6 protein-coding genes, 1 tRNA gene and 3 rRNA genes are annotated in these 21,114 nt (G+C 66.9%); 9 read left to right on the top strand and 1 reads right to left on the bottom strand.

Going from position 1 to position 21,114, the window contains the following annotated elements; translation table 11 throughout:
- The first annotated feature begins 47 nt into the window (after positions 1–47).
- From N5875_RS10405 to N5875_RS10385, 5 genes are all read left to right on the top strand, one after another.
- Complete coding sequence (locus N5875_RS10405) at positions 48–1,733, top strand: ribonuclease J (protein ID WP_318207585.1); 1,686 nt, start codon at positions 48–50, stop codon at positions 1,731–1,733.
- A gap of 529 nt (positions 1,734–2,262) precedes the next feature.
- Positions 2,263–3,788 (top strand): 16S ribosomal RNA (locus N5875_RS10400).
- A 287-nt stretch (positions 3,789–4,075) separates the two neighbouring features.
- A 23S ribosomal RNA gene (locus tag N5875_RS10395) occupies positions 4,076–7,194 on the top strand.
- Positions 7,195–7,267: 73 nt separating this feature from the next.
- Positions 7,268–7,384 (top strand): 5S ribosomal RNA (gene rrf / locus N5875_RS10390).
- Together the 16S, 23S and 5S rRNA genes with 1 tRNA gene alongside form the textbook arrangement of a ribosomal RNA operon.
- A gap of 4 nt (positions 7,385–7,388) precedes the next feature.
- Positions 7,389–7,461: transfer RNA gene (locus N5875_RS10385), tRNA-Thr, on the top strand.
- 97 nt (positions 7,462–7,558) lie between these two features.
- Here N5875_RS10385 and N5875_RS10380 read toward each other — a convergent pair.
- Positions 7,559–10,204, bottom strand: coding sequence for a SpoIIE family protein phosphatase (locus N5875_RS10380; RefSeq protein ID WP_338493275.1), 2,646 nt, complete (start codon positions 10,202–10,204; stop codon positions 7,559–7,561).
- Between the two features lie 269 nt (positions 10,205–10,473).
- On the opposite strand from N5875_RS10380, the gene N5875_RS10375 reads away from it, so the two are divergent.
- The 4 genes from N5875_RS10375 (at position 10,474) to N5875_RS10360 (ending at position 21,108) form a co-directional block, all read left to right on the top strand.
- Entirely contained in the window at positions 10,474–15,951 is a 5,478-nt protein-coding gene (locus tag N5875_RS10375; protein ID WP_338493273.1) for a HAMP domain-containing protein, read from the top strand.
- Between the two features lie 404 nt (positions 15,952–16,355).
- Positions 16,356–17,030, top strand: coding sequence for a response regulator (locus tag N5875_RS10370; protein WP_015036579.1), 675 nt, complete (start codon positions 16,356–16,358; stop codon positions 17,028–17,030).
- A gap of 126 nt (positions 17,031–17,156) precedes the next feature.
- Positions 17,157–20,003, top strand: a complete 2,847-nt coding sequence (locus N5875_RS10365) for a DNA translocase FtsK (RefSeq protein WP_318207582.1) — start codon at positions 17,157–17,159, stop codon at positions 20,001–20,003.
- Between the two features lie 277 nt (positions 20,004–20,280).
- Positions 20,281–21,108 carry a helix-turn-helix domain-containing protein gene (locus tag N5875_RS10360; protein WP_338493269.1) on the top strand — a complete coding sequence of 276 codons (828 nt, stop codon included), beginning with the start codon at positions 20,281–20,283 and terminating at the stop codon, positions 21,106–21,108.
- The last annotated feature ends 6 nt before the right edge of the window (positions 21,109–21,114 follow it).

The raw sequence follows: 21,114 nt of genomic DNA, 5'->3' as shown, positions 1-21,114 counted from the left end.
CGCCACGTGCCAAGGGGGTACGTGGCGTGCGTGGTGAGGAGAGTCTTTTGAGTCATCCGCATCCTGAACTCGGTGCCCCGCCGAAGCTCCCGAAGGGCGCCCTGCGCGTCATCCCGCTCGGCGGGCTCGGCGAGATCGGCCGGAACATGACGGTCTTCGAATTCGACGGCCGTCTGCTCATCGTCGACTGCGGCGTCCTCTTCCCCGAAGAGGAGCAGCCCGGCGTCGACCTGATCCTCCCGGACTTCACCATCATCCGGGACCGTCTCGACGACATCGAAGGCATCGTGCTCACGCACGGCCACGAGGACCACATCGGTGCCGTCCCCTACCTGCTCCGGCTCAAGCCGGACATCCCGCTGATCGGCTCCAAGCTGACCCTCGCCCTGATCGAGGCCAAGCTCCAGGAGCACCGCATCCGCCCCTACACCCTCGAGGTGAAGGAGGGCGACCGGGAGGTCCTGGGTTCGTTCGACTGCGAGTTCATCGCCGTCAACCACTCCATCCCGGACGCCCTCGCGGTCGCGATCCGGACCCCCGCGGGCATGGCCGTCGCCACCGGCGACTTCAAGATGGACCAGCTCCCGCTGGACGGCCGCCTCACGGACCTGCACGCGTTCGCGCGTCTGAGCGAGGAAGGCATCGACCTCCTCCTCTCGGACTCCACGAACGCCGAGGTCCCGGGCTTCGTCCCGCCGGAGAAGGACATCTCCAACGTCCTGCGCACGGTCTTCGCGAACGCCCAGAAGCGCATCATCGTGGCCAGCTTCGCCAGCCACGTGCACCGCATCCAGCAGATCCTCGACGCCGCCCACGAGTACGGCCGCCGGGTCGCCTTCGTCGGCCGCTCGATGGTCCGCAACATGGGCATCGCCCGCGACCTGGGCTACCTCCGGGTCCCGGCCGGCCTCGTCGTCGACGTGAAGACCCTCGACGACCTGCCGGACGACGAGGTCGTGCTGGTCTGCACGGGTTCCCAGGGCGAGCCGATGGCGGCCCTGTCCCGCATGGCCAACCGCGACCACCAGATCCGCATCGTTCCCGGCGACACGGTCATCCTGGCCTCGTCCCTCATCCCGGGCAACGAGAACGCGGTCTACCGCGTGATCAACGGCCTGACCCGCTGGGGCGCGAACGTCGTCCACAAGGGCAACGCCAAGGTCCACGTCTCGGGCCACGCCTCGGCCGGCGAGCTGCTGTACTTCTACAACATCTGCCGCCCGAAGAACCTCATGCCGGTCCACGGCGAATGGCGCCACCTCCGCGCCAACGCCGAGCTCGGCGCGATGACGGGTATCCCCAAGGACCACATCGTCATCGCCGAGGACGGCGTCGTCGTCGACCTGGTCGACGGCCGCGCCCGCATCACCGGCAAGGTCCAGGCGGGTTACGTGTACGTCGACGGCCTCTCGGTCGGCGACGTCACCGAGGTCCACCTCAAGGACCGCCGCATCCTCGGCGAAGAGGGCATCATCTCGGTCTTCGTCGTGGTCGACTCCTCGACCGGCAAGATCGTGGGCGGCCCGAACGTCCACGCCCGCGGCTCCGGCATCGACGACGCCGCGTTCGACGCGGTGCTCCCGAAGATCGACCAGGCGCTCAACAAGTCGTTCCAGGACGGCGTCGTGGAACCCCACCAGCTCCAGCAGCTGATCCGCCGCAGCGTCGGCAAGTGGGTCTCCGACACCTACCGCCGGCGCCCGATGATCCTCCCGGTCGTCGTGGAGGTCTGACAGGCCTGACGGCCTGACCAGCGCAACACCGGAGCGGGGCCCCTCGATTTGCATCGGGGCGCCCCGCTCCAGTACGTTTACGGCTCCGCCAGAACGGGAAGCCCCGGCGCCGACGTGCGCCCGAACGCTTCACCGGGAGGCGGGAAATCCGACTCAGATTTTCTGATAAAGTCGGAACCGCCGAAAGGCCCCCGGAGTGAAAACAAAAGGGACCGGAAAGCACCGAGGAAATCGGATCGGAAAGATCTGATAGAGTCGGAAACGCAAGACCGAAGGGAAGCCCGGAGGAAAGCCCGAGAGGGTGAGTACAAAGGAAGCGTCCGTTCCTTGAGAACTCAACAGCGTGCCAAAAATCAACGCCAGATTAGTTGATACCCCGTCCATCTTCGGATGGCGAGGTTCCTTTGAAAGTCCTGCCGGCCCTTGTGGCGGGTAGGCAACATACACAGCGAGGACGCTGTGGACAGTCGGCCTTATTCCGGCCTGACTGTCCCGCTCAACGCGAGTGTCACCCGATTACGGGTAAACATTCACGGAGAGTTTGATCCTGGCTCAGGACGAACGCTGGCGGCGTGCTTAACACATGCAAGTCGAACGATGAAGCCCTTCGGGGTGGATTAGTGGCGAACGGGTGAGTAACACGTGGGCAATCTGCCCTTCACTCTGGGACAAGCCCTGGAAACGGGGTCTAATACCGGATAACACCGGCTTCCGCATGGGAGCTGGTTGAAAGCTCCGGCGGTGAAGGATGAGCCCGCGGCCTATCAGCTTGTTGGTGGGGTAATGGCCTACCAAGGCGACGACGGGTAGCCGGCCTGAGAGGGCGACCGGCCACACTGGGACTGAGACACGGCCCAGACTCCTACGGGAGGCAGCAGTGGGGAATATTGCACAATGGGCGAAAGCCTGATGCAGCGACGCCGCGTGAGGGATGACGGCCTTCGGGTTGTAAACCTCTTTCAGCAGGGAAGAAGCGAAAGTGACGGTACCTGCAGAAGAAGCGCCGGCTAACTACGTGCCAGCAGCCGCGGTAATACGTAGGGCGCAAGCGTTGTCCGGAATTATTGGGCGTAAAGAGCTCGTAGGCGGCTTGTCACGTCGGGTGTGAAAGCCCGGGGCTTAACCCCGGGTCTGCATCCGATACGGGCAGGCTAGAGTGTGGTAGGGGAGATCGGAATTCCTGGTGTAGCGGTGAAATGCGCAGATATCAGGAGGAACACCGGTGGCGAAGGCGGATCTCTGGGCCATTACTGACGCTGAGGAGCGAAAGCGTGGGGAGCGAACAGGATTAGATACCCTGGTAGTCCACGCCGTAAACGTTGGGAACTAGGTGTTGGCGACATTCCACGTCGTCGGTGCCGCAGCTAACGCATTAAGTTCCCCGCCTGGGGAGTACGGCCGCAAGGCTAAAACTCAAAGGAATTGACGGGGGCCCGCACAAGCAGCGGAGCATGTGGCTTAATTCGACGCAACGCGAAGAACCTTACCAAGGCTTGACATATACCGGAAAGCATTAGAGATAGTGCCCCCCTTGTGGTCGGTATACAGGTGGTGCATGGCTGTCGTCAGCTCGTGTCGTGAGATGTTGGGTTAAGTCCCGCAACGAGCGCAACCCTTGTCCTGTGTTGCCAGCATGCCCTTCGGGGTGATGGGGACTCACAGGAGACCGCCGGGGTCAACTCGGAGGAAGGTGGGGACGACGTCAAGTCATCATGCCCCTTATGTCTTGGGCTGCACACGTGCTACAATGGCCGGTACAAAGAGCTGCGATGCCGTGAGGCGGAGCGAATCTCAAAAAGCCGGTCTCAGTTCGGATTGGGGTCTGCAACTCGACCCCATGAAGTCGGAGTTGCTAGTAATCGCAGATCAGCATTGCTGCGGTGAATACGTTCCCGGGCCTTGTACACACCGCCCGTCACGTCACGAAAGTCGGTAACACCCGAAGCCGGTGGCCCAACCCCTTGTGGGAGGGAGCTGTCGAAGGTGGGACTGGCGATTGGGACGAAGTCGTAACAAGGTAGCCGTACCGGAAGGTGCGGCTGGATCACCTCCTTTCTAAGGAGCACAGTACCGATTGCAGACAAACGTTCTGCACGGTCAGCTCATGGGTGGAACGTTGATTAGTTGGCACGATCTCGAGGATCACTTCACAAGTACTGCTTCGGCGTGGAACGTGATGATGAACCGACGGGTCGTGCTTGGCACGTTGTTGGGTATCTGAGGGTACGGCCGTAAGGTTTGTATCTTCGCGATGCCGGCCCCAGTGAACTTGATTCTTCGGAGTCAGGGTGATGGGTGGCTGGTCGTTGCTTGAGAACTACACAGTGGACGCGAGCATCTGTGGCCAAGTTTTTAAGGGCGCACGGTGGATGCCTTGGCACCAGGAACCGATGAAGGACGTGGGAGGCCACGATAGTCCCCGGGGAGCCGTCAACCAGGCTTTGATCCGGGGGTTTCCGAATGGGGAAACCCGGCAGTCGTCATGGGCTGTCACCCATGCCTGAACACATAGGGCATGTGGAGGGAACGAGGGGAAGTGAAACATCTCAGTACCCTCAGGAAGAGAAAACAACCGTGATTCCGGGAGTAGTGGCGAGCGAAACCGGATGAGGCCAAACCGTATGCGTGTGATACCCGGCAGGGGTTGCGCATGCGGGGTTGTGGGATCTCTCTTTCACAGTCTGCCGGCTGTGAGACGAGTCAGAAACCGTTGATGTAGGCGAAGGACATGCGAAAGGTCCGGCGTAGAGGGTAAGACCCCCGTAGCTGAAACATTGACGGCTCGTTTGAGAGACACCCAAGTAGCACGGGGCCCGAGAAATCCCGTGTGAATCTGGCGGGACCACCCGCTAAGCCTAAATATTCCCTGGTGACCGATAGCGGATAGTACCGTGAGGGAATGGTGAAAAGTACCGCGGGAGCGGAGTGAAATAGTACCTGAAACCGTGTGCCTACAAGCCGTGGGAGCGTCGGATACAGCTTGCTGTATCTCGTGACTGCGTGCCTTTTGAAGAATGAGCCTGCGAGTTTGCGGTGCGTTGCGAGGTTAACCCGTGTGGGGAAGCCGTAGCGAAAGCGAGTCCGAATAGGGCGATTCAGTAGCGCGCTCAAGACCCGAAGCGGAGTGATCTAGCCATGGGCAGGTTGAAGCGGAGGTAAGACTTCGTGGAGGACCGAACCCACCAGGGTTGAAAACCTGGGGGATGACCTGTGGTTAGGGGTGAAAGGCCAATCAAACTCCGTGATAGCTGGTTCTCCCCGAAATGCATTTAGGTGCAGCGTCGTGTGTTTCTTGCCGGAGGTAGAGCACTGGATAGGCGATGGGCCCTACCGGGTTACTGACCTTAGCCAAACTCCGAATGCCGGTAAGTGAGAGCACGGCAGTGAGACTGTGGGGGATAAGCTCCATGGTCGAGAGGGAAACAGCCCAGAGCATCGACTAAGGCCCCTAAGCGTACGCTAAGTGGGAAAGGATGTGGAGTCGCAGAGACAACCAGGAGGTTGGCTTAGAAGCAGCCACCCTTGAAAGAGTGCGTAATAGCTCACTGGTCAAGTGATTCCGCGCCGACAATGTAGCGGGGCTCAAGCGTACCGCCGAAGTCGTGTCATTGCAGCAATAGGGCCAACGCCCGCTGTGATGGGTAGGGGAGCGTCGTGTGCCGGGTGAAGCAGCCGCGGAAGCGAGTTGTGGACGGTTCACGAGTGAGAATGCAGGCATGAGTAGCGATACACACGTGAGAAACGTGTGCGCCGATTGACTAAGGGTTCCTGGGTCAAGCTGATCTGCCCAGGGTAAGTCGGGACCTAAGGCGAGGCCGACAGGCGTAGTCGATGGACAACCGGTTGATATTCCGGTACCCGCTTTGAAACGCCCAATATCGAGCCCATTAATGCTAAGGCCGTGAAGCCGTTCCGGACCCTTCGGGGAAAGGAAAGTGGTGGAGCCGCTGACCCAAGGTGGTAGTAGGTAAGCGATGGGGTGACGCAGGAAGGTAGTCCAGCCCGGGCGGTGGTAGTCCCGGGGTAAGGGTGTAGGGCGTTGTCCAGGTAAATCCGGACAGCACATAGCCTGAGACCTGATGCCGAGCCGATTGTGGTGAAGTGGATGATCCTATGCTGTCGAGAAAAGCCTCTAGCGAGTTTCATGGCGGCCCGTACCCTAAACCGACTCAGGTGGTCAGGTAGAGAATACCGAGGCGTTCGGGTGAACTATGGTTAAGGAACTCGGCAAAATGCCCCCGTAACTTCGGGAGAAGGGGGGCCACGTCTGGTGATCGGATTTACTCCGTGAGCTGGGGGTGGCCGCAGAGACCAGCGAGAAGCGACTGTTTACTAAAAACACAGGTCCGTGCGAAGCCGTAAGGCGATGTATACGGACTGACGCCTGCCCGGTGCTGGAACGTTAAGGGGACCGGTTAGTCACATTTCGGTGTGGCGAAGCTGAGAACTTAAGCGCCAGTAAACGGCGGTGGTAACTATAACCATCCTAAGGTAGCGAAATTCCTTGTCGGGTAAGTTCCGACCTGCACGAATGGCGTAACGACTTCTCGACTGTCTCAACCATAGGCCCGGTGAAATTGCACTACGAGTAAAGATGCTCGTTTCGCGCAGCAGGACGGAAAGACCCCGGGACCTTTACTACAGTTTGATATTGGTGTTCGGTTCGGCTTGTGTAGGATAGGTGGGAGACTTTGAAGCCGTGACGCCAGTCATGGTGGAGTCGCCGTTGAAATACCACTCTGGTCGTGCTGGATGTCTAACCTCGGTCCGTGATCCGGATCAGGGACAGTGTCTGATGGGTAGTTTAACTGGGGCGGTTGCCTCCCAAAGGGTAACGGAGGCGCCCAAAGGTTCCCTCAGCCTGGTTGGCAATCAGGTGTTGAGTGTAAGTGCACAAGGGAGCTTGACTGTGAGACCGACGGGTCGAGCAGGGACGAAAGTCGGGACTAGTGATCCGGCGGTGGCTTGTGGAAGCGCCGTCGCTCAACGGATAAAAGGTACCCCGGGGATAACAGGCTGATCTTCCCCAAGAGTCCATATCGACGGGATGGTTTGGCACCTCGATGTCGGCTCGTCGCATCCTGGGGCTGGAGTCGGTCCCAAGGGTTGGGCTGTTCGCCCATTAAAGCGGTACGCGAGCTGGGTTTAGAACGTCGTGAGACAGTTCGGTCCCTATCCGCTGTGCGCGTAGGAATATTGAGAAGGGCTGTCCCTAGTACGAGAGGACCGGGACGGACGAACCTCTGGTGTGCCAGTTGTCCTGCCAAGGGCATGGCTGGTTGGCTACGTTCGGGAGGGATAACCGCTGAAAGCATCTAAGCGGGAAGCCTGCTTCGAGATGAGTATTCCCACCTCCTTGAGAGGGTAAGGCTCCCAGTAGACGACTGGGTTGATAGGCCGGATGTGGAAGCCCAGTAATGGGTGGAGCTGACCGGTACTAATAGGCCGAGGGCTTGTCCTCAGTTGCTCGCGTCCACTGTGTTAGTTCTGAAGTAACGAACTGTGCCGATACCGGTTCGTCAACTTCATAGAGTTTCGGTGGTCATAGCGTTAGGGAAACGCCCGGTTACATTCCGAACCCGGAAGCTAAGCCTTTCAGCGCCGATGGTACTGCAGGGGGGACCCTGTGGGAGAGTAGGACGCCGCCGAACACCCGCCCTTTTAGCTCAGTCGGTAGAGCGTCTCCATGGTAAGGAGAAGGTCAACGGTTCGATTCCGTTAAAGGGCTCCGAGTAAGAAGGCCCCCGCCTATGGCGGGGGCCTTTTTGCGTTCCCGGCGTGGGACGGAACGGCCGGCGATCCCCGGAGGGGGATCGCCGGCATCGTCAGCGGTCGTCCGGCTCGCGGAGGCGCATGGCCAGGATGGCCATGTCGTCGGAGGCCGGGGCCTGGGCGAAGCGTTCCACCGCGCGGAGCACGCGGGAGGCGACCGCGCCGGCTGTGAGGCCCGTGCAGGTCTTGAGGACCTCGGCGAGGCCGTCGTCGCCCAGCATGCGGCTGCCCTCGCGGCGTTCCGTCACGCCGTCCGTGACGCACAGGAGGACGTCGCCCGGGTCGAGCGTGATGGTCTCCTCGTACAGTTCGAGGTCTTCCAACACGCCGAGGAGTGGCTGGGGCTCGGCCGCGGACGTGACCGTGCCGTCCGGGCGGAGGCGCAGGGGGAGCGGGTGACCGGCGCAGACGACCTTGAGGATCGCCGAGCCGTCCTCCTGCGGGCGCATCTCGCCGTACAGGAGGGTGAGGAAGCGGCTGCGGGCGCCCTCGTCGAGGATCGCCGCGTTCAGGCGTTCCAGGACGGCCGGGCCGCCGAAGCCCTCGCGGGCCAGGAGGCGGAGGGCGTGGCGGGCCAGGCCGGTGACGGCGGCCGCCTCCGGGCCCGTACCGCAGACGTCGCCGATGGCGAATCCATAGGCGCCGTCGCTGATCGGGAAGAGGTCGTAGAAGTCGCCTCCGACCTCGTTGCCCTCGCCGGCCGCGCGGTAGATGACGTCGACCTCGACACCCGGGATGTGGGGGAGGCCGGGCGGAAGGAGGCTGCGCTGGAGGGACTGGCTGATCGCCACGCGCTCCGAGTACAGGCGGGCGTTGTCCAGGGCCAGGGCGGCTCGGCGCGAGAGGTCCTCGGCGAGCTCCAGGATCTCCTGGCGGAAGTGGTCGTCCGAGGGCCGGCCGAGGGTCAGCATGCCGATGACCCGGTTGCGGGCGACCAGCGGCAGGACGACCGTCTCGCCGGCGACCGTGCTCGCGGTGGCCAGGGTGGTGTCGATGCCGGAGGAGAGGGGGCTCGTGGGGTGGTCGAGGGCGCGGACCGAGGCGGTCAGGGCCGCGCGGTGCGCGGCGTCGCCCGGCGCGGTCCAGACGCGGGCGCCGGGGGTGGGCACCGGGTCGGGCGGGGAGATGGAGGAGAGCAGGTCCTTGAGGCCGTCGATGCGGTCCTCGTCCTCGTGGAGCACGTACGAGAGGTACGGGTCGGAGGCCTGGTCGGCGATCGTGTAGACGGCGCACCAGGTCGCGAGGGTCGGGACCGTCATCTGCGCCATCAGGGCCAGGGTCTGGTCGCGGTCGAGGGTGCCGGCGAGGAGGTCCGAGGCCTCGACGAGGAAGCTGAGGGAGCCGCGGCGCAGGCGCTCCAGTTCGCCGAGGCGGGCGGACTCCACGGCCAGGGCGATGCGGTCGGCGGCGAACTGGAGGCGGAGTGCCTCTTCGTTGGAGTAGCGGTTCGCGGTCTCGGCGGCCACGCCGAGGGAGCCGGTGAGGCGGCCCTCGACCTTCAGCGGCACGGTGACGACCGAGCGCATGCCGGTGCCTTCGAGGAGGGGGACGGCGCCGGGGACGGCGGCCAGGTCCTCGTGGACGGCGGGCATGCGGGCGGAGCCGTAACGGCTGGCGCCGGTCTCGACGGGGACGCGGGCGAAGCGCTGGCGGGCGGCCGGGAGGCCGGTGGTCGCCCGTACCTCGAGTTCCGTCTCGTCGTCGGTGGCGAGGAGGAGGAAGGCGGCGTCGCCGTCGAGCATGTCTCGGGCGCGTTCGACCGTGCGCTGGAGGAGGCCGTCGAGGTCGTCGGGGGCCGGGGAGCCGATGAAGACCTCGAAGGGGTCGGCGGCGCGGCTCTCGGAGCCCGGTTCGGCGGTGGGGCGGTGCGGGGTCTGGAGGATCGCCCGCTCGTGCTCGCGCACCAGGAGACAGACGGTGGAGGGCTCGCCCTGGGCGTCACGGACACGGAGGTGGGCGGCGTAGACGGGGATGACCCGGCCGTCGGCGCAGCGGATGCCGTAGCTGCCCTCCCAGCGGGAGAGGCGGAGGGCCTCGGCGAGGCCGGTGCCGATGCCGGGGGTATGGGGCCAGGCGGCCAGGTCGCCCAGGGGTTTGCCGGTGACCTGCTCGGAGGCGTATCCGAAGAGTTCCTCGGAGTCGTCGTTCCAGCCGGTGATGGCTCCGCCGCGGTCGATCTGGACGACGGCGACGCGGACGCGGCTGTCGGTGACCGGGAGGAGCGCGTCGGGGAGGACGGGGCCCGCGGAGCGGGTGCCGACCGGGCGCTGGGCGAGATCGAGGTGGAACCAGACGTGCTTGCGGGTGGGGGTGTAGTCGACGCCCCAGCGGTGGGCGAGGGCGGCGCAGAGGAGGAGGCCCCGGCCGTTCTCGCGGTCCGGGTTGCCGAGGGTGCGGCCGCTCTGGACGGGGATCTCGCGCTCGGGGTAGCGGTCGGCGACCTCGACGCGGATGCTGTCCTCGGAGCGGAGACAGAGGACTTCGGCGGAGGTGCCGGCGTGGATGACGGCGTTGGTGACGAGCTCGCTGGTGAGCACGACGGCGTCGTCGACGAGTTCGGGGTGTCCCCAGCCCTGGAGGGTGTCCCGGACGAAGGCGCGGGCGGCCGCGACGGACCGCCCGACGGGCTCGAAGCTGGCAGTCGCCCGCGCGGTGATCACAGCACTCCTCGTACGCGTCTCGACGCCCGGCTCTGCCATGCTCGGTCTGTCCCTCCCGCTGCCCGGTGGTCGTACGCGCGCCACACCGCCCCCGCCGGGCGGACCGGGGCGGTTGGACAGTCGGAAGCCAGGTTACTTACCTTCACTGTCCGAGCGGATGCCGGTCATCGCTGAATCCGTCCCCAGGGGGTAGGGACGCTGTGCGAAGCTGCCGAACTGTTATCGCCTTGTTCGGTGGCGGTGAAACACTGGGCAGGCTACCGGCGGAAGCCGGAGCGGTACGGTCGACCCCTTTCGGGAGGGACACGGTGGAACCTGGCACGGCGGCGCGGCGCGGCGGAGGCAGCGGTACGCGCGCGAGGGGCGGGCGTTCCCGTGGGGGGACGGTGCAGGTGGACGCGGCGGCGCTGGAGCGGCTGCTCGCCGCACTGGTGTCCATGCGGGACGGAAACCTCCGCAGGCGGCTCACGGTGTCCGGCGACGGGGTCATGGCGGAGATCTCCGCCGTGTTCAACGAGGTCGCGGACCGGCAGATGCATGTGACGGGAGAGCTGTCGCGGGTCCGCCGGGTGGTGGGACGCGAGGGCAAGCTGTCCGAGCGTCTTGAGGCGGGGGCCGGTGAGGGGGCGTGGGCCGCGGCGATCGAGGCCGCGAACGCGCTCGTCGACGATCTGGCCCGGCCGGTGTCCGAGGTGGGGCGGGTGCTCTCGGCGGTGGCCGAGGGTGATCTGGACCAGCGGATGGACCTGCGTTCGGAGGGTGCCGACGGGACGGTCCGGCCGCTGCGCGGGGAGTTCCTGAAGGTCGCCCGTACCGTCAACAACCTCGTCGACCAGCTGTCGGTGTTCGCGTCCGAGGTGACGCGGGTCGCCGTCGAGGTGGGTACGGACGGCAAGCTGGGCGGGCAGGCGCAGGTGCGCGGGGTGTCCGGTTCGTGGAAGGACCTCACGGACTCCGTCAACACGATGGCGAACCGGCTGACGGCCCAGGTGCGGGACATCGCGCTGGTGACGACGGCGGTCGCCAACGGCGATCTGTCGCAGAAGGTCACGGCGAACGTGGCCGGCGAGATGCTGGAGCTGAAGAACACGGTCAACCGGATGGTGGACCAGCTGTCGTCGTTCTCCTCCGAGGTGACCCGGGTCGCCCGCGAGGTGGGTACCGAGGGTGAGCTCGGCGGTCAGGCAGAGGTGGCCGGGGTCGCCGGTGTGTGGAAGGACCTCACGGACTCCGTCAACACGATGGCGGGCAACCTGACCAACCAGGTGCGGGGCATCGCCGAGGTCACGATGGCGGTGGCCAACGGTGATCTTTCGCAGAAGGTACGGGTGTCGGCGCGCGGTGAGATCGCGCAGCTGGCGGACACCATCAACCAGATGACGAAGACGCTGCGGATCTTCGCCGACGAGGTGACCCGGGTGTCGGGCGAGGTCGGCGCCGAGGGTCTGCTCGGTGGTCAGGCGCAGGTGCCGGGGGCGGCGGGCACGTGGAAGGACCTCACCGACTCGGTCAACACCGTCTTCCGGAACATCACCACACAGGTGCGTGACATCGCGCAGGTGACGACGGCGGTGGCCAACGGTGACCTGTCGCAGAAGGTCACCGTGGATGTGGCCGGCGAGATGCTGGAGCTGAAGAACACCGTCAACACGATGGTGGACCAGCTGTCGGCCTTCGGTTCCGAGGTGACCCGGGTGGCCCGGGAGGTCGGTGTCGAGGGTCTGCTCGGCGGCCAGGCCGAGGTGAAGGGTGCGGCGGGCACGTGGAAGGACCTCACCGACTCGGTGAACACGGCCTTCCGGAACCTGACCGGTCAGGTGCGCGACATCGCGCAGGTGACGACGGCGGTGGCCAACGGTGACCTGTCGCAGAAGGTCACCGTGGATGTGGCCGGCGAGATGCTGGAGCTGAAGAACACCGTCAACACGATGGTGTCGCAGCTGTCGTCGTTCGCGGACCAGGTGACCCGGATGGCGCGGGACGTGGGCACCGAGGGCCGGCTGGGCGGTCAGGCGCGGGTGGACGGTGTGTCGGGGCGCTGGCGGGAGCTCACCGACTCGGTGAACTTCATGGCCGGCAACCTGACGTCGCAGGTGCGGCAGATCGCCCAGGTGACGACGGCCGTGGCACGCGGAGACCTGTCGCAGAAGATCGACGTGGACGCGCGCGGCGAGATCCTGGAGCTGAAGAACACCATCAACACGATGGTCGACCAGCTCTCCGCGTTCGCCGACCAGGTGACCCGGGTGGCCCGTGAGGTGGGTACCGACGGGCGCCTCGGCGGGCAGGCGCAGGTGCCGGGCGTGGCCGGCGTGTGGCGGGACCTGACGGATTCGGTGAACGGCATGGCCGGGAACCTGACCACCCAGGTCCGTAACATCGCGCAGGTCGCCACGGCGGTGGCGCGCGGAGACCTGTCGCAGAAGATCGACGTGGACGCGCGGGGCGAGATCCTGGAGCTGAAGAACACCCTCAACACGATGGTGGACCAGCTCTCGAACTTCGCCGAGCAGGTGACGCGGGTGGCCCGCGAGGTGGGTACCGAGGGCATTCTGGGCGGTCAGGCCGAGGTGCAGGGGGTCTCCGGCACCTGGAAGGACCTCACCCAGTCCGTGAACTTCATGGCGAACAACCTCACCATCCAGGTGCGGAACATCGCCGAGGTCACGACGGCGGTCGCGAAGGGCGACCTGTCGAAGAAGATCACCGTCGACGCCCGGGGCGAGATCCTGGAGCTGGTGACGACCGTCAACACGATGGTCGACCAGCTGTCGAACTTCGCGGACGAGGTCACGCGGGTGGCCCGCGAGGTGGGTACGGAGGGCATCCTCGGCGGCCAGGCGCGGGTCCGGGGCGTCACCGGTACCTGGAAGGACCTGAGCGACAACGTCAACCTGATGGCCAACAACCTGACGAGTCAGGTGCGGAACATCTCCCGGGTGTCGGCGGCCGTCGCCAACGGCGACCTGACGAAGAAGGTGACGGTCGAGGCGCGCGGCGAGGTCGCCGAACTCGCCGACACCGTCAACACCATGGTGACGACCCTGTCGTCGTTCGCCGACGAGGTCACGCGGGTGGCCCGTGAGGTGGGTACGGAGGGTGAGCTGGGCGGCCAGGCGCGGGTGCCGGGTGTCTCGGGCACCTGGAAGGACCTGACCGAGTCGGTGAACTCGATGGCCTCCAACCTCACCGGTCAGGTGCGCCAGATCGCGGCCGTCACCACGGCCATCGCCAAGGGCGACCTCACCAAGAAGATCGACATCGACGCGCGCGGCGAGATCCAGGAGCTGAAGAGCACCATCAACACGATGGTCGACCAGCTGTCGAACTTCGCCGAGGAGGTCACGCGCGTGGCCCGCGAGGTGGGTACGGACGGCCAGCTGGGCGGTCAGGCCCGGGTGCGTGACGTGGACGGCACCTGGCGGGACCTGACGGAGTCCGTGAACGAGATGGCCGGGAACCTGACCCGGCAGGTGCGCGCCATCGCCGCCGTGGCGACGGCGGTGACGCGGGGCGACCTGAACCTCAAGATCGACGGTGTCGACGCGGCGGGCGAGATCCAGGCCCTCCAGGAGAACATCAACACCATGATCGCCAACCTGCGCGACACCACCCTCGCCAACGAGGAGCAGGACTGGCTGAAGGGCAACCTGGCCCGTATCTCCGGCCTCATGCAGGGCCGGCGGGACCTGGACGACGTCGCCTCGCTCATCATGAGCGAGCTGACGCCGGTGGTCTCGGCGCAGCACGGCGCCTTCTTCGTGGCGATGCCGACCGGCTCCGCCCACAGCGACGCCGAACTCGTCGGTGAGGGAGAGGGCTCGTACGAGCTGCGGATGCGCGGGAGTTACGGCTACTCCGCCGGGTCCATGCCGACCTCGTTCCGTCCCGGTGAGACGCTCATCGGGACGGCGGCCGAGGAGAAGCGGACCATCCAGGTCAACGTTCCGCCGGGCTATCTGAAGATCTCCTCCGGGCTCGGAGAGGCCGCGCCGGCGCATGTGATCGTGCTTCCGGTGCTCTTCGAGGGCAAGGTCCTCGGCGTGATCGAGCTGGCCTCCTTCCAGCCGTTCACGCAGATCCAGCGCGACTTCCTCAACCAGCTCGCCGAACTGATCGCCACCACCGTCAACACGATCAGCGTCAACACCAAGACCGAGGTGCTGCTCCAGCAGTCGCAGGAGCTCACGTCGCAGCTCAAGGAGCGCTCGGCCGAGCTGGAGCACCGGCAGAAGGAGCTCCAGGGCTCCAACCTGGAGCTGGAGGAGAAGGCCGAGCTGCTCGCCCGGCAGAACCGCGACATCGAGGTGAAGAACACCGAGATCGAGGAGGCCCGGCAGGTCCTGGAGGAGCGGGCCGAACAGCTCGCTGTCTCCATGCGCTACAAGTCCGAGTTCCTGGCGAACATGTCGCACGAGCTGCGCACCCCGCTCAACTCGCTGCTGATCCTGGCCAAGTTGCTCGCGGACAACGCCGAGACCAACCTGACGCCGAAGCAGGTCGAGTTCGCGGAGACCATCCACGGAGCCGGTTCCGACCTGCTCCAGCTGATCAACGACATCCTCGACCTGTCCAAGGTCGAGGCGGGCAAGATGGACGTCTCGCCGACCCGGATCGCGCTCGTCCAGCTCGTCGACTACGTGGAGGCGACGTTCCGGCCGCTCACGGCGGAGAAGGGGCTCGACTTCTCGGTGCGGGTCTCGCCCGAGCTGCCGGCCACCCTCCACACCGACGAGCAGCGGCTGCTCCAGGTGCTCCGCAACCTCCTCTCCAACGCGGTGAAGTTCACCGACACGGGGGCGGTGGAGCTGGTGATCCGGCCGGCCGGGATCGATGTGCCGCAGTCGATCCGCGAGCAGCTCCTGGAGGCCGGTTCGCTGCGCGATCCGGAGGCCGATCTGATCGCGTTCTCCGTCACCGACACCGGGATCGGGATCGCCGCCAGCAAGATGCGGGTCATCTTCGAGGCGTTCAAGCAGGCCGACGGCACGACCAGCCGGAAGTACGGCGGTACGGGTCTGGGGCTTTCGATCAGCCGGGAGATCGCGCGGCTGCTCGGCGGCGAGATCTTCGCGGCGAGCGAGCCGGGCCGCGGCTCGACGTTCACCCTGTATCTGCCGCTGAGCCCGACGGAACTGCCGGGCGGTTACGGGCAGGGGGCGGCCGACGACCCGCAGGAGGGCGCCGAGGAGGGGGCCGCGGGGGCCGTCCACCCGTTCCCGCACTTCCCGCCGCCGCCGGTACGGACGGAGGCGCGGTCCGGGGCCGGGGCGCTCTTCCGGCACCGGCGGAAGGCGGCCGCGGAGGCCACGGGGGCGCGGACGGCGGTGCCGGGGCAGTTCGGCCAGCAGGTCGCCGCCGACCGGGCGGAGCAGGAGGTGGAGGCCGAGCCGCGCCGTACCTTCGGCTTCTCCGGCGAGAAGGTGCTCATCGTCGACGACGACATCCGCAACGTCTTCGCGCTCACCAGCGTCCTGGAGCAGCACGGACTCGCGGTGCTCTACGCGGAGAACGGGCGGGAGGGCATCGAAGTCCTGGAACAGCACGACGATGTGACGATCGTCCTGATGGACATCATGATGCCGGAGATGGACGGATACGCGACGACGACCGCGATCCGGCGCATGCCGCAGTTCGCGGGGCTGCCGATCATCGCGCTGACGGCGAAGGCGATGAAGGGCGACCGGGAGAAGGCGATCGAGTCCGGTGCCTCGGACTATGTGACGAAGCCGGTCGATCCCGACCACCTGCTCTCCGTGATGGAGCAGTGGATGCGGGGGCAGTGACTCCGGGGCTCCGGGCGGGGACCGTGGGGCGGGGGAGTCCCTCCGCACCATGGGCCCGCCGGGGGCCGGGGAGTGCCTCCGCACCAGGGGTCCGCCGGGGCCGGAGGGAGTACCTCCGCACCATGGGCCCCGGGGGGCGCGGCCGGGGTTTCGGTCTTCGCTGACGGACTGTCGCCAGGGGGTGTGAGGGGCCGGTATACGGGGAACCTTCTGGTCTCCCACCGCGTTTCCGGTACGTGCACAGTGACATCGCGGTGACAGGGTGTGGCGACGGGCGGGGTGCGGCTACGATGACCGGCACAAGGACGGACGGCGTTAGGGAGTCGTCTTCTGGGGCGGCGCCCGGTGCTTCCCCCGGTTCCGGGAGCCGGGGAGAGACGTTGCCGGGGCGAGGAGGACGGGGCATGGTGCAGAAGGCCAAGATCCTCCTGGTCGATGACCGGCCGGAGAATCTGCTGGCGCTGGAGGCCATTCTCTCCGCGCTCGATCAGACGCTGGTGCGGGCATCGTCCGGGGAGGAAGCGCTCAAGGCGCTGTTGACGGACGACTTCGCGGTCATCCTGCTCGACGTCCAGATGCCAGGAATGGACGGCTTCGAGACCGCCGCGCACATCAAGCGGCGGGAGCGGACCCGGGACATCCCGATCATCTTCCTCACCGCCATCAACCACGGCCCCCACCACACGTTCCGTGGGTACGCGGCCGGGGCGGTGGACTACATCTCCAAGCCGTTCGACCCGTGGGTGCTGCGCGCCAAGGTCTCGGTCTTCGTCGAGCTGTACATGAAGAACTGCAAGCTGCGCGAGCAGGCCGCCCTGCTGCGGCTGCAGTTGGAGGGTGGCGGCGAGGGCGGTCACGGCAAGGAGGCCGCCGGTCTGCTCGCCGAGTTGTCCGCCCGTCTCGCCGCCGTCGAGGAGCAGGCGGAGGCGCTGTCCAAGCAGCTCGACGACGACTCCGCCGATGCCGCTGCCGTCGCCACCGCCGCGCACTTGGAGCGCAAGCTCACCGGGCTGCGGCGGGCGCTCGACGCGCTGGAGCCGGGTACCGGCGCCGCGCCGACGCTGCCGGCCCAGAGCTGACGCACCGTCACCGAGGCGTCGGGCGGCTGCCGTCCCGCGTGATGCGCCGTCAGCTTCGGGCCACGGCAGGAACGACACGAACGGGTGAGGCGGACAGCCGGTCTTCACACCGGTAACCTCGGCATCATGGCTTCACGTACGTCCGGCAAGGGTTCCCAGGGCACGGCGGGCACCGCTAAGCCGCGCGCCGGCCGTACGGCGGGCGCCGCGAAGAAAGCGGCACCCGCGAAGTCCCCCGCCAAGCCGCCCGCGAAGAAGGCGCCGGCCAAGAAGGCCGCGCCCGCCAAACGCGCGCCCGCGCGGAAGACCGCGGCGAAGAAGGCCGCACCCCGGCCCGCGCCGTCCCCCACCGGGGGCGTCTACCGGCTGGCGCGCGGCGCCTGGCTCGGCCTCGCGCACGCGGTCGGGGCGATGTTCCGGGGGATAGGGCGTGGTGCCAAGGGTCTCGACCCGGCCCACCGCAAGGACGGGCTCGCCCTGCTGCTCCTCGGCCTCGCGCTGATCGTCGCCGCAGGCACCTGGTCCAACCTCCGCGGCCCCGTGGGCGACCTCGTCGAGATGCTGGTCACCGGCTCCTTCGGCCGGCTCGACCTGCTCGTTCCGCTGCTCCTCGGCGCGATCGGCGTGCGTCTCATCCTCTTCCCGGAGAAGCCCGAGGCCAACGGCCGGATCAGCATCGGGCTCTCCGCCCTGGTCATCGGCATTCTCGGCCAGGTCCACATCGCCTGCGGTTCACCCGGCCGCGGCGACGGCAGCGAGGCCATGCAGGACGCCGGCGGCCTCATCGGCTGGGCCGCGTCCCAGCCGCTCGTCTTCATGATGGGCGAGGTCCTCGCCGTACCGATGCTGGTGCTGCTCACCCTCTTCGGGCTGCTCGTCGTCACCGCCACCCCGGTCAACGCGATCCCGCAGCGGCTGCGCGCCCTCGGCGCCAGGCTGGGAATCGTCGAGCCCGCCTACGACCCCGCGGAGGACGACCCCGAGGGCCACCGGAGCCCCGCCGGCGAGTACGACGCGTACGACGAGGAGTGGCGGGAGGCCCGGCCGCAGCCCCGGGCCGCCCGGCCCGCACGGCGACGCGGCCCGGCGGACCCCTACGACGTGGACCGGGCCGAGGCCGAGATGCTCGACCGGCGCAGCCGGCAGGCCCGCCGCCCCTCCCCGGAGCCCGCCTTCGAGCACGGCCTGGACCCGGTGGACGTCGCCGCGGCCGCGGCCGCCGCGCTCGACGGTGCGGTGCTCAACGGCATGCCGCCCTCCGCGATCGTCGCCGACCTCACCAGGGACGTCACCGCCGACCGCAAGGCCGCCGTGGACGCCGCCGCGAAGGCCGCCGCCGAGGCCGCGGAAACGGCGGCTCCGGCCGCTCCCGTACCGCCGGCCCGTGGTGGGGACCAGCGGCCCGGCGGAGGCGTACCGGATCTGACCAAGCCGGCGCCCGAGCCGACCGATCTGCCGCCCCGGGCCGAGCAGCTCCAGCTGGCCGGCGACATCACGTACTCCCTGCCCTCGCTCGACCTCCTGGAGCGGGGCGGGCCCGGCAAGACGCGCAGCGCCGCCAACGACGCCGTGGTGGACTCGCTCTCCAACGTCTTCACCGAGTTCAAGGTCGACGCGGCCGTCACCGGCTTCACCCGGGGACCGACGGTCACGCGGTACGAGGTCGAGCTCGGCCCCGCCGTGAAGGTCGAGAAGATCACGGCCCTGACCAAGAACATCGCGTACGCCGTGGCCTCACCGGACGTACGGATCATCTCGCCGATCCCCGGCAAGTCCGCGGTCGGCATCGAGATCCCCAACAGCGACCGGGAGATGGTCAACCTCGGCGACGTCCTGCGGCTCGCCGCAGCGGCCGAGGACGACCACCCGATGCTCGTGGCGCTCGGCAAGAACGTCGAGGGCGGCTACGAGATGGCCAACCTGGCGAAGATGCCGCACGTCCTGGTCGCCGGTGCCACCGGTTCCGGAAAGTCCTCCTGCATCAACTGCCTGATCACTTCGATCATGATAAGGGCGACCCCCGAGGACGTCCGGATGGTCCTCGTCGACCCCAAGCGGGTCGAGCTCACCGCGTACGAGGGCATCCCGCACCTGATCACCCCGATCATCACCAACCCCAAGCGGGCCGCCGAGGCCCTCCAGTGGGTGGTGAAGGAGATGGACCTCCGCTACGACGACCTGGCGGCCTTCGGCTACCGGCACATCGACGACTTCAACCAGGCGATCCGGGACGGCAAGATCAAGCTGCCCGAGGGCAGCGAGCGGGAACTCAAGACGTACCCGTACCTGCTCGTCATCGTCGACGAGCTCGCCGACCTGATGATGGTGGCGCCCCGGGACGTGGAGGACTCGATCGTCCGCATCACGCAGCTCGCGCGGGCCGCCGGCATCCATCTCGTGCTCGCCACCCAGCGGCCGTCCGTGGACGTCGTCACCGGCCTCATCAAGGCCAACGTGCCGTCCCGGCTCGCCTTCGCGACCTCCTCGCTCGCCGACAGCCGGGTCATCCTCGACCAGCCGGGCGCCGAGAAGCTCATCGGAAAGGGTGACGGACTGTTCCTGCCGATGGGTGCCAACAAGCCCGTCCGCATGCAGGGCGCCTTCGTCACCGAGCACGAGGTCGCGGCCGTCGTGCAGCACTGCAAGGACCAGATGACCCCCGTCTTCCGGGAGGACGTCACCGTCGGGACCCGGCAGAAGAAGGAGATCGACGAGGACATCGGCGACGACCTCGATCTGCTGTGCCAGGCAGCCGAACTGGTCGTCTCCACGCAGTTCGGCTCCACGTCGATGCTCCAGCGGAAGCTGCGCGTCGGCTTCGCGAAGGCCGGGCGGCTGATGGACCTCATGGAGTCGCGGAACATCGTCGGACCGAGCGAGGGCTCCAAGGCACGCGACGTGCTGGTCAAGCCCGACGAGTTGGACGGGGTGCTGGCCGTGATCCGGGGGGAGTCGGGGGAGCCGGGGGAGTAGCCCTGGGCTGGAAGAGGCGGGCCCGGTCGGAGTAGCGCGGGGCCCGGTCGGAGTAGGCGGCCGGGGAGGGGGTACGCGATCGAGACCGGGCCGAGACTCACTCGTAAGGGAATGGAGGGCAACCGTTTCCCCTGGCCGTACGTCAAGTTGAGCGGAGGGACAGAAGGATGTCCCAGCCTCATGGCGTACAAACAGCACCCGCCCGGTTGCCCCACCCTTTCGTACCACCCATAGACTGAACGTCCAGCAGGTGGCTACACGCTCGAAAGGCGCTCTCGTGTCCATCGGCAACTCCCCCGAAGACGACCGGACCTTCCCGGCAGACGACCGGGACTCGATCGGTCGCGCTCTCCAGCAGACCCGCATCGCCGCCGGTCTCACCGTCGAAGAGGTCAGTGCCTCCACCCGTGTCCGGATTCCGATCGTGCACGCGATCGAGGAGAACGACTTCTCGCGCTGTGGCGGCGACGTCTACGCCCGCGGCCACATCCGCACGCTCGCGCGTGCCGTCGGCCTCGATCCGGCCCCGCTGATCGAGCAGTACGACGCCGAGCACGGCGGTCGTCCCGCGCCCACCCCCGCCGCCCCGCTGTTCGAGGCGGAACGCATCCGCCCCGAGCCGCGCCGGCCCAACTGGACCGCCGCGATGGTCGCGGCCATCGTCGCCGTCGTCGGTTTCGTCGGCTTCACGATGTTCAACGGCAACGAGGCGCCGAAGGGTGCCACCGCCGCGGACGGCGGCCCGGCGCCCGCGCCGGAGAAGGCCACGTCCGGCGGCAAGCCGAAGCCGGTCAAGCCCGCGCCGCCGAAGCCCACCGAGAGCGCGATCGCCGCGGTCCCGCAGGACAAGGTGACGGTGAAGATGACCGCCACCGACGGCAAGAGCTGGATCTCGGCCAAGGCCGCCAACGGCAAGCTGCTCTTCGACGGACTGCTCCTGAACGGCGAGTCGAAGACCTTCCAGGACGACGAGCGCATCGACCTGGTCCTCGGCAACGCCGGAGCCATCGAGCTCTACGTGAACGGCAAGAAGATCGACGACAAGTTCGAATCCGGCCAGGTCGAGCGGCTGACGTACACCAAGGGTGACCCCGAGGCCGGCTGAGCCGCC

The organism is Streptomyces sp. SJL17-4 (assembly GCF_036826855.1).
Classification (GTDB): Bacteria; Actinomycetota; Actinomycetes; order Streptomycetales; family Streptomycetaceae; genus Streptomyces.
Note: the sequence above shows the minus strand (reverse complement) of the source record. Positions and strands in the feature narration are given on the sequence as shown.